At 51.8% G+C, this 13,528-nt stretch carries 10 protein-coding genes; 8 read left to right on the top strand and 2 right to left on the bottom strand.

Annotated features, from left to right (window positions below; all coding sequences use genetic code 11):
* Positions 1-3: 3 nt before the first annotated feature.
* The gene (gene ubiE, locus AC5JO6_RS05110) at positions 4-693 is read right to left on the bottom strand and encodes a bifunctional demethylmenaquinone methyltransferase/2-methoxy-6-polyprenyl-1,4-benzoquinol methylase UbiE (protein WP_496079972.1); all 690 of its coding nucleotides are present in this window, start codon (positions 691-693) and stop codon (positions 4-6) included.
* 159 nt (positions 694-852) lie between these two features.
* Between ubiE and AC5JO6_RS05105 the strand changes: the two genes are divergently transcribed.
* The 8 genes from AC5JO6_RS05105 (at position 853) to AC5JO6_RS05070 (ending at position 12,707) form a co-directional block, all read left to right on the top strand.
* Positions 853-3,072 (top strand): O-linked N-acetylglucosamine transferase, SPINDLY family protein, encoded by a 2,220-nt coding sequence (locus tag AC5JO6_RS05105; RefSeq protein WP_496079971.1) that lies wholly within the window; start codon positions 853-855, stop codon positions 3,070-3,072.
* 195 nt (positions 3,073-3,267) lie between these two features.
* A complete protein-coding gene (locus tag AC5JO6_RS05100) occupies positions 3,268-4,419 on the top strand; it encodes a glycosyltransferase family 4 protein (RefSeq protein WP_496079970.1) in 1,152 nt (383 codons plus the stop codon).
* 139 nt (positions 4,420-4,558) lie between these two features.
* A complete protein-coding gene (locus AC5JO6_RS05095) occupies positions 4,559-6,403 on the top strand; it encodes an ArnT family glycosyltransferase (protein ID WP_496079969.1) in 1,845 nt (614 codons plus the stop codon).
* A gap of 532 nt (positions 6,404-6,935) precedes the next feature.
* Positions 6,936-8,045 (top strand): RuBisCO accumulation factor 1, encoded by a 1,110-nt coding sequence (locus AC5JO6_RS05090; RefSeq protein WP_496079968.1) that lies wholly within the window; start codon positions 6,936-6,938, stop codon positions 8,043-8,045.
* A gap of 24 nt (positions 8,046-8,069) precedes the next feature.
* On the top strand, positions 8,070-8,354 hold the full coding sequence (locus AC5JO6_RS05085) for a DUF2470 domain-containing protein (RefSeq protein ID WP_496079967.1): 285 nt from the start codon (positions 8,070-8,072) through the stop codon (positions 8,352-8,354).
* A gap of 13 nt (positions 8,355-8,367) precedes the next feature.
* The gene (locus AC5JO6_RS05080; protein ID WP_496079966.1) at positions 8,368-10,029 is read left to right on the top strand and encodes an ABC transporter substrate-binding protein; all 1,662 of its coding nucleotides are present in this window, start codon (positions 8,368-8,370) and stop codon (positions 10,027-10,029) included.
* Between the two features lie 609 nt (positions 10,030-10,638).
* Entirely contained in the window at positions 10,639-10,908 is a 270-nt protein-coding gene (locus AC5JO6_RS05075; RefSeq protein ID WP_496079965.1) for a GlsB/YeaQ/YmgE family stress response membrane protein, read from the top strand.
* Positions 10,909-11,228: 320 nt separating this feature from the next.
* Positions 11,229-12,707, top strand: a complete 1,479-nt coding sequence (locus AC5JO6_RS05070; protein ID WP_496079964.1) for a DASH family cryptochrome — start codon at positions 11,229-11,231, stop codon at positions 12,705-12,707.
* Positions 12,708-12,728: 21 nt separating this feature from the next.
* On the opposite strand, the gene AC5JO6_RS05065 is transcribed toward AC5JO6_RS05070, so the two are convergent.
* Positions 12,729-13,073, bottom strand: a complete 345-nt coding sequence (locus AC5JO6_RS05065; RefSeq protein ID WP_496079963.1) for an STAS domain-containing protein — start codon at positions 13,071-13,073, stop codon at positions 12,729-12,731.
* Positions 13,074-13,528: the final 455 nt, after the last annotated feature.

Here is a 13,528-nt window from a genome sequence, read left to right as displayed (position 1 = left end):
TAACTACTTGCTTACAACCAACACTCCCATCGTACCGCCCGCGATGGGGTAGTGTGTGGCAGTAGCGAAGCCAGCCTGACGTGCTAGTGCAATCTGCTCGGTGCCAGTGGGGAAGCGATCGAGGCTAGGCGCGATATACGCATATTCTTCGGTCAAGCCAAACTGCTGGGCGGCAGGCACCACGATCGCATCCAGATACCATTGCTGCAAGGTGCGTATCTGGGCATTGGACGGACGATGAAAGTCGAGAATGGCAGCTTTGGCGCTGGGCTTGAGCACGCGGTGCAGTTCTTTAAGGCTGCGGGGAATATCGGTGACGTTCCGCAAACCGTAGCCCATCGTCGCCGCATCAAAGTGGTTATTCGGAAACGGTAGCTCCAGCGCATCACCTTCCAGCCAGGTGATCGACGGGATAGGATAGCGTTCTTGGGCACGCTGCTGCGCGATCGCCAACTGTGCCGTGGCAAAATCCAGCCCAATCACCTGCCCGGTCAAGCCAACCCGTTCTGCCAGCAACAACGCCAGATCGCCACTGCCACAGCACACATCCAGACAGGTACTTCCTACTGTGGCTCCACTCCATTTCACTGCCATCTGCTTCCAAATGCGATGTTGCCCTAAACTGAGCAGGGTATTCAATTGGTCGTAAACAGGGGCGATGCGGTTAAACAGTGTGCGGATGCGATCGGACATTGGTTTTGAGCGTGAGAGTGTAGATTTAGGCGTGCTCTGAGGATACCGTTTAGTGAGCAGTCCGGTGTCAAGATGTACGATCGCGCTTGATCAAAGCTAAGGCTGCTAAGGGCATACTGGAAGCCGGAGGGCACCCCATCTCCTTGAGGCATCGGTGACATGATGATTGAGAATGCTTTGGAACCGCGATCGGACGAGCAACAGGCAGCACTGTGCTTAGCAAGCGGCAAGTATGGTCAGGCAGTTGAGCAGTATCAACAGCTCATCGACATGGAGCCTCATGTCAAAGCACACTACTGGCATCTAGGATTGGCATCGCTGCTTCTAGGCGACGAGGCGGAAGCTCAGACGACCTGGATGCTGGCAATGATGGACGGTGATGCCGAGCAGATTGAGCAGTGGACAGACGAATTGGCGCAGTTTCTGCGATCGCAGGCAGAACAGCAAGAAGCCAGCGCTAACCACCCACTCGCCTGGTTGCTGCGGCAACATCTACGGGAAGTGGCTCCCCATGATTTACAGAATCTTCTACATCTGGTACAACGGGCGATCGAGCTGGATCGTTTTGCTGAAGAAGATTTGGCGGCATGGGACACGATCGAACTACTAAGATCGACTGCTGCGATCGATCAAGCATTACTCCTGCAAACCTTACAAGCGGTTCTACAGCACACTCCCGGCGACCCAGCGCTCCTGGCGTTTGCTGAAGCAGCGCTCGATCGAGCGTCTGATCCGCTGCCCGTCGTCCACACGCTCATGCTGACATCCGTCGTCATTGCCTACGAGTTGCACTGTCCCTCGTTGGCAATTCGCTATGTCCAGTTGTGTCGAAAAGTATGCCCCCAGGATTTAGAGGTGCTCAGCCATTTATCGACCTTCTACCAGAATGCGGGACAGCATGAGCAGGGGATTGAAACCGCGCGTGAATGGTGCCTTCTGGCGCGATCGCTCCCTGATCAAGTGTTCGGTGCCTTTCTGCTGCTGCGGGCACTCACCCGTGCAGGCGGCTACTGGAAAGAAATCTTTGAGCTGGTATCCCTTCAGGAATCCTTGCTGTTGTCACTGGCAGCATCGCAAACGGAACCGCTCAATCAAAATACGACTCTCCGTTTAGTCACCACAACCTTCTTTTTGCCCTACGTGCGGGACAATCTGGAGCACAATCGTCTGGCACAAAACCATCTCTTTCAACTATGCCAGTCTAGTGTTCGAGCCTACGCTGCTGAGGCAGCCGAGCGGTATCAAGAGGGATTAGCGCTTCGGCGCGATCGCCAGGAGAGCCATGAACGCTTACGCATTGGGTATTTTTCGCATTGCTTGCGGCGGCATTCCGTGGGCTGGCTGTCTCGCTGGTTGATCCAGCATCACGATCGCAAACAGTTTGAACTCTACGGCTACTTTTGGAATTATAACGACGGCAACGATTCACTCCAGGACTGGTTTGTGGAACAGGTCGATCATGCTCGTAAATTAGGTCGTGATGGGCTGGCGATCGCAGAACAAATTTATCAGGACGATATCGATATTCTGATTGACCTCGATAGCATTACAGCCGATGTCTGCTCTGAGGTGATGGCGCTCAAACCTGCGCCTGTGCAAGCGACGTGGTTAGGCTGGGACGCATCGGGAATGCCCGCGATCGACTACTTTATCGCCGATCCTTACGTCCTTTCAGACGCTGCCGATGCCCACTACGCCGAAAAGATTTGGCGCTTACCTCAAACCTATATTGCCGTCGATGGTTTTGAAGTCGGCATCCCTACCCTTCGTCGAGATGATTTGGGCATTCCAGACGATGCCATCATTTATCTCAGCGGACAGAGTGCCTCGAAGCGGCATCCTGAAACTGTGCGATCGCAACTGCGCATTATCGCCGCCGTACCCAACAGCTACTTATTAGTTAAAGGCATCACCGACGATCGCGCTATTCAAACCTACTTTGCTCAGGTGGCAGCGGCAGAGGGTGTCACCAGCGATCGACTCCGTTTTTTGCCAGAAGTCTCCACTGAAGCCGTGCATCGAGCAAACCTGAGCATTGCCGATGTGGTGCTGGATACTTACCCCTATAACGGTGCTACAACAACGATGGAAACGCTGTGGATGGGCATTCCATTGGTGACGCGAGTGGGAGAACAGTTCGCCAGCCGCAATAGCTACACCATGATGGTAAATGCGGGCATTAAGGAAGGCATTGCCTGGACGAATGAGGAGTACGTCGAGTGGGGCATCCGCTTGGGCAAAGAAGTCGAGCTGCGGCAGCACGTTGCCTGGAAATTGCAGCGATCGCGCCAAACCGCGCCATTATGGAATGCGAAACAATTCACCCGTGAAATGGAACGTGCCTACAAGCAAATGTGGCAAGCATACATTACTCAGTAGAGGAGTAGAGCGCTCAGCAGTCAGCAGTCAGCAGTTAGCGGTACACTCGTACGCTAAAGCTGATATAAAACGAATGGATGGATTATGAGCAACCAGCAGGGCACTCATGGCTGAAAGCTGACGGCTGACCGCTGAAAGCTAATACGATCAATCATCTAGCAACAGCCATCGTTACAAACTACTTGATGATGCTTCATGAGAATTCTCGTCATAACCAACCTGTATCCGCCTCAAATATTAGGAGGGTACGAGCGGGCGATCGCCGATTTTACTCGGCTTCTCCAGCAGCGGGGGCATGAGCTTCTGGTGCTAACAAGCGATACAACAGCGTTCTTTAGCAGCCACCCCAGCCCTGAGCCTGAGCCTCAAATTGAACGGTGCCTATTGCTCTGTGGTCAATGGCATTCGGAACGAGGACCAGAGTGGTTTTCTGAGCAAGAGATTGTTGCCATTAAGCACCACAATCGTCAGGTGCTCAAGCAGCACTTGCACACGTTTCAACCCGATGTGTGCCTGGTGGGTAATGCCACGTTTTTGCCTGTAGAGCTGTTGGAGCAGGTGTTAGCGACTCCAGTTGCGATCGCTCATTATGTGATGAATGCACAGCCGGGTTACCTACCGTCTCTGGCACCGCAAAGTCCTCTGTACCGTTACGTAACGTGTAGCGATTGGGTCGGTCAAGTGCTACAGCAGCAAGGCTATCCGGCGGCGGCAGCTCAAACCATTTATCCGGGTGCTGCCATTGAAGCGTTTTATCAGGCAGAGCTACCTCCCCGCGATCGGCTGCGTATCGCTTATGCCAGCCTGGTGATGCCCTACAAGGGTGCGGATGTGTTGGTTGAAGCACTTTCTCTACTCCATGCAGTCGGTGTTGAATTTACTGCCACGATCGCAGGTGGAACGCTTCAGCCTGACTTTGTACAGGCTTTACAGCAGTTTATCGAGTCTGAAGGGCTGCAAGCGTGTGTTCACTTTCCTGGTGTTTTGTCGCGCCCAGCGCTTGGCGAACTCTACAAGCACTGCAATGTTCTGGTCTTTCCGTCGCGGTTTGAAGAACCGTTTGGCATTAGCCAGGTAGAGGCAATGGCGGCTGGACTGACGCTCATCACCAGTGGCACTGGAGGATCAGGCGAAATTGTCGAGCACGGGCAGGATGGACTCATCTTTGAAACCGAAAATCCCCTAGACCTGGCTGAGTGTTTATCATTGTTACCGACACAGCCAGACGTTTGGGAAACATTGACGCGTAAAGGGCAGCAGAAGGCAATCTCGCACTTCAGCCAGGCGATCGCTGTTGAACAGTTAGAGTCTGTTTTATCCGAACTCGCTGCGGCTGTTTTACCGTAATGGTTGCAGCAGCTTACCTGACTTGTGTTTCAGCTCGATGGTTTTTTATCCGCAAAAGTGCCACAGCTTGTGCGTTGCAGCCTTTCCTTTTTGTGTAGAGTGGACTATGAAACACGGTGTGCTTTAGGTAAAGAACGGGATGGGTTTGATCAATCAACAGATTGACGGTTTACGGCGCTATTTGAAGCGGCACTCGGCGATCGCCTGGATCTTGTCAATCCTCTGGGTGCTGGCGATTGGAAGCATCACGTTTATCTGGAACTTGGGTAGCGTGGGGCTGGTGGATGAGACCGAGCCACTGTTTGCCGAGGCAACGCGCCAAATGACGTTGACGGGAGACTGGGTTACGCCTTACTTCAATGGAGAAACGCGCTTTGACAAACCGCCCCTCATCTATTGGTTGATGGCGATCGCCTATCGTCTCATCGGTTCAAATGAATGGGCAACCAGATTGCCATCCGCACTGGCGGCGATCGTCCTCATGGGCATGGGCTTCTATACCTTACGCCGCTTTGGGATGCCACTACGCGATCCCCGACCGTTGTCAACTCAGCAATGGCTCTCTGCCTGGATTGGTGCCGCTTTAATAGCGCTTAATCTTTCCACACTCATTTGGGGCAGAACTGGGGTCTCGGATATGCTGCTGACGGGCTGTGTTGGACTGGCGCTACTGACGTTTTTCTGTGGTTATGCAAACCCAACACCCCCCCCTGTCACCGTACTCTCTCCCTGGTACCTCGCATGTTATGTACTGATGGGGCTGGCAGTGCTGACGAAAGGTCCGATCGGCATTGTGTTGCCAGGGTTAATTATCGGCTCGTTTCTGCTCTACGTCGGTCGCTTGCGTGAAGTCTGGCGAGAAATGCGCCCGCTGTGGGGACTTGCTATCATCCTTGCGATCGTCCTGCCCTGGTATGTCCTGGTGACGCTGGCAAATGGTGAGACGTTCATCAAGGCGTTTTTTGGCTACCACAACGTTGAGCGGTTTACTAGCGTGGTGAATCGCCACTCGGCTCCCTGGTATTTTTACGTCGTTGTCGTTCTGGTGGGCTTTGCGCCGTGGTCGCTCTACCTACCTGTTGCGATCGCGCGCCTACAATTCTGGCAGCGGTCAACCTGGCAGCAGCAACCCCGCTCCCACCAGCTCGGTTTGTTTGCTCTGTTCTGGTTCGCTGGCACTTTCGGCTTTTTTACGATTGCCGTGACCAAATTGCCCAGCTATGTGCTGCCGTTGATGCCCGCAGCGGCAATTCTGGTGGCGTTGCTGTGGAGCGAACAGATGACTCAATTGTCTCCGCAGGATCGTGAGAGCCTCGATCGCGGCAATATCGATCGTAGGAGCACCGATCGATGGGGCATGAAGTTAAGCGGTCTTCTCAACAGCGTTTTCTTTTTGGGTGTCGCTGGTGGTCTCCTCTCGATTCCCCGCTGGTTAGCATCAGATGCTGAAACGCCTGCCCTTGGGTCTTCACTGCAAGCATCAGGTGCGTTGACTTGGGGCGCTGCGATCGCGGCTACAGCCGCGCTGGTCGTATTCTTTCTGCTCTATCGCCGTCAGGTACGCTGGCTATGGCTGGTGAATCTGGTCGCATGGCTTGCGTTGCTGAGCTTTACACTGATGCCAACGCTTCTAATCGTCGATGCTCAGCGTCAATTGCCCATACGCCAGTTGGCACAAACCGTAGTCAACCTTAGACAACCGGGCGAAGCGCTAGTCATGATTAGCCTCAAAAAGCCGAGCTTAGTCTTCTACGCTCAGCAGCCAGTGGTCTTTATGCGAGACACCCGCTCGATCGTCCGCTACCTGCGGGAGCAAGCACACAGCCCGTCAAACGTATCTTCTTTATTACTGCTAGGCTACCCCGAAAAGCTGGCAGAGATTGGGCTGCAAACCAGGCAGTATCAAACGCTAGATCAGGCAGGTGCGTATCAACTTGTGCGCGTATCGAAACGAGAACTCGCGCAGCTAAGTAATAGGGTGTAATCAACGTAGGATGCGTTCGTGACAACGTAACGCATCCATTCCTAAACGGCATGGGTTACGCTTCGCTTTTCTTGTCGCTTGCTTCCCGAAGGCTATACCCATCCTACAAATAATGAGGTCTTCCTACTTATAGCGAATGCCGCTCTGTCTCCGTCTGCGATACTATGAAGTCAATCGCAAAATGAATGCAACCAATAAGAACAGTTGACGCTGCTCCGTTTCATTTTTGAACTGACAGAAATTTAGGCTCAAGTTTCATGCTCGAACGCCGAGCGATCGCGCGTTTTAGTTTACCCTTTGTCTTAGAGGATGTTTTAAAGGTCCTCCTGTTAGTAGCAAAAAGCTAGATCCCCCTCAATCCCCCTTCAAAAGGGGGACTACAGACGTATTTTCCCCTTTTTCAAGGGGGGCAGGGGGGATCGCTGAGTGCTTAAGCTTACAGACCATACCTTCTCAAACAGCCTCTTAAGTGCCAAACTTTGATTCGCTCTTAAAACCACCGTAGATCTAACTGTTGTTCTAATTAGCTTTTATGACTGAGACTCCTCAAAATTTCTCCCAGCCTCGCTCTGAAGCCGATGTGGACACAGAGAGCTTATTGAAGTCGTTGCGGCGGAAAGAAGGCACCTGGGTTGAATGGGGGCAGGCTTGTCAGGCTTTGCAAAAAGCAGGCTACAGTCCTCAAGCCATTTTTGAGGCAACTGGGTTTGAGCCGATTCAACAAAACCAGATTATTGTTGGCGGTCAGGTTTACGCCAGTGCGGTGAGTGCTGGGGTACCAGATGCCGTCAAGAGCCATTTCGAGCGCAAAGGCAGCGATCTACTGTACGAATTTCGCATTCTAACCCAGCCGGAGCGTGCAGCCGCAGCCATTCTATCGGTTGAGAAAGGAATCGACCTGGATGAAGCGCGGGATGTTGCTAAAGCCATCAAAGATTTTTCGCGGTTGGGTGGCTTGCCAGAGGGTTTTACCGATCATCCGGGCGACGCGATTGCCTACCAGTCCTGGAAGCTAGCACGCCAAAAGTCAGATTTGCAAGAACGCTCCCGCTTGATTGCCAGAGGGCTGCGGTTTGTGCATAGTGACGATGCGCGTAAGCAAATTGAGCGGCTGCTCACTGACTTTAGCGTTGTCCGCACGATTCCTGCTCCCCTGCTGCCCGTCTACCGTTTAGAAGACGAGGATCTGCCGCGAGTGCTGCCAGTTGTGGGCAGGCTGCCGCTGACGAAAGCAGATCTTCAAGCAGTGCCAGTCGTCGATGCCATTGAACCCTTTGGCATGGTGAAGTTTGAGGGTGCTGCCGCCTGGGTGTCGATTCCCGGCTGGCAGGTGGTGCTGACGGCAACCGATCCGGTTGTGCTTTGGTGCGATAGTCAGGACTTACCCACACCACTTCCTGGCAGGCGAGAGGAAGTGCTGGTAGTGGTGGATCGAGCACAGCGCGAGTGGAAGAGCGATCGCTACTTCATTGCTGAAGAGGCAGATCAACTCCACATCCAATGGTCTGATGTACTGCCAGAGATGCCTCTATTGGGCACGGTAATTCTCATCATGCGTCCGAAAAAGATTCTGGACGAGGCTTACACAAAAGACTATTTTGGCAGCAGACCGGGTTATGACGGCTGGCAAACAGAAGAATAATGAATTTTAGAAACAACGCACACTATGTCTGAATCATTTACACCCCAGATTAGCGATCGCATCTGTCGCCACATGAACGAAGACCATGCCGACGCGGTGTTACTCTACGCCAAAGTGTTTAGTGATGCAACGGCTGCAACCACTGCCGAGATGGTGGCGATCGATGCTCAGGGTATGGATCTACTCACTCAGGTTAACGGCAGCCCAATGCCTACTCGCGTTTTGTTTGACCACGTTTTACAAGATGCAGAGGATGCACACCATACACTGATCGACATGATCAAACAAGCACGGCAAGCCGGAAAGTAAGGGAACAACGATCATGCGGCAGTGGATGATCTTTCGGCAGTGGCGATCGCTCTGGCTCGTCGTTGCGTTTGTGAGCGCGATCGCCCTGACTAACTGCACAGGCGGCAATCAGAAGCCTGTATCAACGTCTAGCGGCACCAGCTCCACGTCGCCATCAGGTGCGCTTGTGTATGGTTCTGTTGGGCAGCCCGTTAACCTAGAGCCTGGTAATATCACGGATGGCAACTCCATCATTGTGCAAGACCAGCTTTACGATCGGCTCATTACCTTCAAGCCCGGTACGACAGATTTAGAGCCATCTCTGGCGACGGCATGGTCTGCTGCCGATGGCAAAACCTGGACATTTAAGCTGCGCCAGGGTGTGAAATTCCATGATGGAACAGACTTTGATGCTGAAGCGGTTAAGTTTAACATTGAGCGCTGGTGGAATCCGCAGCATCCTAACGGTTATCGCAACGCTGGCAAGCTCTACGAAATCTGGGGTTCGCTGTTTGGTGGCTTCAAAGGTAGTCCTGATTCTCTGTTACAAAGCGTGACGGCAATCGATCGTACGACCGTGCAGTTTACGCTCAAGCAGCCATTCTCAGGCTTCCCCAATGCGATCGCCTCTGGCTTCTTTGGCATTGCCAGCCCAACGGCAATCAAAAAAGCAGGCGCGAACTATGGCACTCCAGGTTCGCTTGCTGTCGGCACGGGAGCCTTTGTGTTCAAAGAATGGCGCACGGGCGATCGCATTGTTCTAGAAAAGAATCCCAACTACTGGCAAGCCGGACTACCGAAGGTTAATCAGATTGTGATGCGCTTCATCACTGACCCTGCTGCCCGTCTGGCACAACTGAGAGCTGGTCAAATCGATTTCACAGTTGACCTGGCTCCAGACCAAAAAAAGGAAGTTGAAAGCGATCCCAATCTGGATGTTGTTTTGCGTCCTTCTTTTAATGTCGGTTTTTTAGCGCTGAATCCCAGCTACAAGCCTCTCTCCGACGTGCGTGTGCGACAAGCGATCGCCCATGCCATCAATCGCCCAGCGATCGTCAAAGCCTTTTGGGGCGATTTGGGACTGCATGATCCTCACTTTACACCGCCAACGCTTGCCTGGTCACAAGATGCAACTCTAACCGCCTATCCCTTCGATCCCACAAAAGCTAAGCAGCTTCTTACCGAAGCAGGCTACCCTAACGGGTTCGACCTCGATCTGTGGTACATGCCCGTTTCCCGTCCGTATTACCCCACTCCCAAGCCGATCGCGGAGTCGTTTGCAGCCGATCTCAGTGCGATCGGCATTCGGGTTTCGCTCCAAACCAAAGACTGGGCAGCCTATCAAGCCGATCGCCTTAAACCACCAGGCTATCAGTCGTTCATGCTGGGCTGGACGGGCGACTATGGCGATCCCGATAACTTCTTGTACTACCATTTTGGTTCTAACAGTACGGCTGACTTAGGCAATTGGAAGAACGATCGTCTCTTTCAACTGCTTAACCAGGCGCGTGTAACCAGTGGTAAAGCCGCTAGAGGAAAGCTTTACAGCCAGGTAGATGCCATTCTGCATCAAGAAGTTCTGCGTCTGCCTATTGTGCATTCTCAGCCATTACTTGCCAAACGAAAGACGATCAACGGCTGGGTTCCCAGTCCACTTGGCTCGGAGCCGTTTGATTCGGTGGACAAAAAGAGTTAGAAACGACTGCTAATGGCATGATGGGGCAGATGCAGACAGGCAGAGCAACTAAGGAGTTGTACAGATATAGCAGCAGGGTCTGTAGCCGTCAGCCGCCAGCGAAAAGCTGATAGCTGATAGCTGATAGCTGATAGCTGATCCAAAAGTGTGCAGTTATTTTTTAGCCAGCTCTAAGTTTAGTAGCTGGATTACCGATGCCCGTTTTTGCCCGACACGAGGTGTCTCTGTAAAGCGGTATAGAAAGTGCAGAGAAGTCTCTCCCTTCCGCTAGACCCCTGTATCTCCCTAGCGATAGTTAGTTTGGGGTGGTGGAACGACGTATTCTTGTTGCATCGACATTGCGCTGCTAAACAGCTCACCGTCATTGCCTCCGTTGGTTTTCCAAAGGTTAACCGCTGTCCAAGCTAGCTGTAGCGATCGTCAGATGTTGGCGTTGTTTTACAGCCTTAAGTAAGTTGCTTGATGTCTGCATTACAACTGCAAAGCAAACAACCGTTTTAAGACCGCGATCGCAGACGAGACAGCTAGAAGGTAATGTGTATGGCGGTATTACGTGTCTGATTAGCGTTTTCGGTTACGTTCAAATCAATCAATTCATTGGAGCTTAAAATGAACATTCTTGCTTGGATTGTGTTAGGTCTCATTGCAGGAGCGATCGCCAAAGCGATTTATCCTGGTGCTCAAGGCGGCGGTTTGCTTTCCACGATGGTTCTGGGTATTGTTGGCGCGTTCATTGGTGGTGTTGTAGTCAGCTTGCTAACGACTGGCACGTTGTCACTAGCGGGTGCAAGTCTCAGCATTCCTGGCGTTATCGTTGCTGTATTGGGCGCAATCATCGCCATCTTCCTGTACTACCAGTTCTCTCGCCGCGCCTACTAATTAGGGTAGCGACTGGTGATTCAAGATCAAGTTAGTAAGATCTTGTTCTGTAGGAAAAGCCTCTGTATCAGCAGGGGCTTTTTTCTTAGCCGTTCTGCTTAAACGATCGACACCTCCACATAGGGTGCTGAGCGGTTGCCACGCAGACCCTTACCACGGTGAAGTGCCATCAATAAAATAAAAATGACACCATTATGCTGCCTGTATCAGGAGTAGAAACGTCATAGTTGAGAGGGGTCGACTAAAACGTTGGACAATTTACAACTTAGTCCTGCCCACTGGAGAACGCTGACCGCTCAATGTAAAGCATTTAAACGTATATGCCCCAGGCTAAAATTCTGTTGTGGTATCGCTGTGATTTACGCTTGCATGATCACGAGCCGCTGCACCAGGCAATTGAGAAAGTGCAAGCAACGTCGGGACAGATTGTACCGTTCTATTGCTTTGATCCCCGCCAGTTTGAGCAAACCTCCTTTGGTTTTCCCAAAACGGGAGCTTTTCGCGCCCAATTCTTGCTCGAAAGCGTTGCCGATCTGCGTCGATCGCTACAGGCGATCGGCAGCAATTTGCTTTTACGCCAAGGCTTGCCAGAGGTCGTCATCCCTGCACTGGGGAAACAACTGGGGATTACTGACCTTTACTATCATCGTGAGGTGACATCCGAGGAAACGGCGATCGAAACTGCATTGCAACACGCTTTGCAATCCTTAAAGGTTGAGATGACACCGTTTTGGGGACAGACACTCTTTCATCTTGATGATCTCCCGTTTGAGCTTGGCAAACTACCAGAGTTGTTTACCCACTTTCGGAAACAGGTGGAGCAGCAATCGACAGTTAAGCCAGCACTGCGATCGCCAACACAGCTACCGTCACTGCCAGCGCTAGAGGTGGGCATGTTGCCACAACTGGCAGATTTGGGGTTGAAGGCACCAATTCAGGACGATCGCGCTGTTTTAACGTTTAAGGGCGGTGAAACAGCCGGACTTGCCAGACTCAATCACTATATTTGGCAGCACGATCGCCTCAAGGTCTACAAAGAAACGCGAAATGAGATGCTGGGAGCCGACTACTCCTCTAAATTTTCGCCCTGGTTAGCATTGGGCTGTCTATCGCCACGCTATATCTACGAGCAGGTGCAGCAATATGAAGCAGAGCGGGTGCGAAACGATTCCACCTACTGGTTGGTCTTTGAACTGCTCTGGCGAGACTATTTTCGCTTTATCTGCGCCAAGCATGGCGATCGCATCTTCCGGCGATCGGGCTTGCAGGGCATCGACATTGCCTGGAAAGAAGACTGGCAACGGTTCGATCGGTGGCGAGAGGGCGCAACTGGCTTTCCGCTTATCGATGCCAATATGCAGGAATTAGCCGCAACGGGCTATATGTCCAACAGAGGCAGACAAAATGTGGCAAGTTTCCTGACCAAAAATTTGGGCATTGACTGGCGCATGGGCGCAGAGTGGTTTGAGTCGCTGCTAGTGGACTATGACGTATGTAGCAATTGGGGCAATTGGAACTATACCGCTGGTGTCGGTAACGATGCTCGTGGTTTCCGCTTTTTTAATATCCTCAAGCAGTCCAAAGACTACGATCCGCAGGGCGAATATGTGAAGCATTGGCTTCCAGCCTTGAGTCAGCTTCCTGCTAGTAAAGTACATGAGCCGTGGAAACTACTGCCTGTAGAGCAACAACGGTTCGGTATCAGAATTGGTGTGGACTATCCCAGCCCGCTGGTAGATTTGTTTAAGTCTGCTGCGGCAAATGAAACTATTTATAATGCCGCCACCCAAACAGGTTAACCGAAAGCCGAAACGCTCACGTCAGACAGCAACAGGTTGAGGGACAATCGGCTGTACTGAAGCAGCGATCGATGTTCCAAGCGCGGCGACGCTAGTATCCAAAATGTCAAAGACCTGATCAAGTTGGGTAATTTCAAAGACCATTTGAATCGACGGACGAAGGTTACAAACGGTCAAACGACAGCCTTTACGCTGAGCAAGATTCAAAGCGCCGACTAGAGCTAAAATGCCATCGCTATCAATAAACTCGACCTGAGCCATATCAATGAGCCAGCGATCGGTTTGTTGAGATTCGATCGCGGCGAGCTGCTGTTGAAAAACATTGGCTCCATGTGAATTAAGGTGAGTTGGGGGTTGAAACTGCACACATTTTCTCTCGTGAATAAGCGTCATGTCGACATAGCCTAACAACATAGTTTGATTCAATTGCAAGGTCTTGAGTTTCAGTCGCCGATAGTATTACAGCGAATAGAGTAGATTCGTCTTCCCCAGATAGAGGTGATTCATCAGAGACACAAGCGTCTGGCAAACTTTTGTGAATCAAGTGCTTCTGGGCTTGTCCGTTCGCGTTTATTTGCTAACTATAGAAAATCACTGCCGGATTACCGATACGTGAGGCGTTGCTTTACAAAGTCTTTACAATGCAGCCTGGTTCAACTCACTTTGTCTAAAGTTTTCGCTTCGACCAATAATTGACCCGTAAACGGTATACCGCAATACTTCGATGTGTTTAAGTCAAGTGTGCTTTCGGAAGTCCTACTAAATTAGGCGTTGCTGAATCAAGGTATGAACCGCGAAAGCCGCCCACCTTCGGGAAGCAA

The organism is Tildeniella sp., from assembly GCF_059505325.1.
The sequence above is the reverse complement of the archived record's forward strand: the minus strand, read 5'-3'. Positions and strand labels throughout refer to the sequence as shown.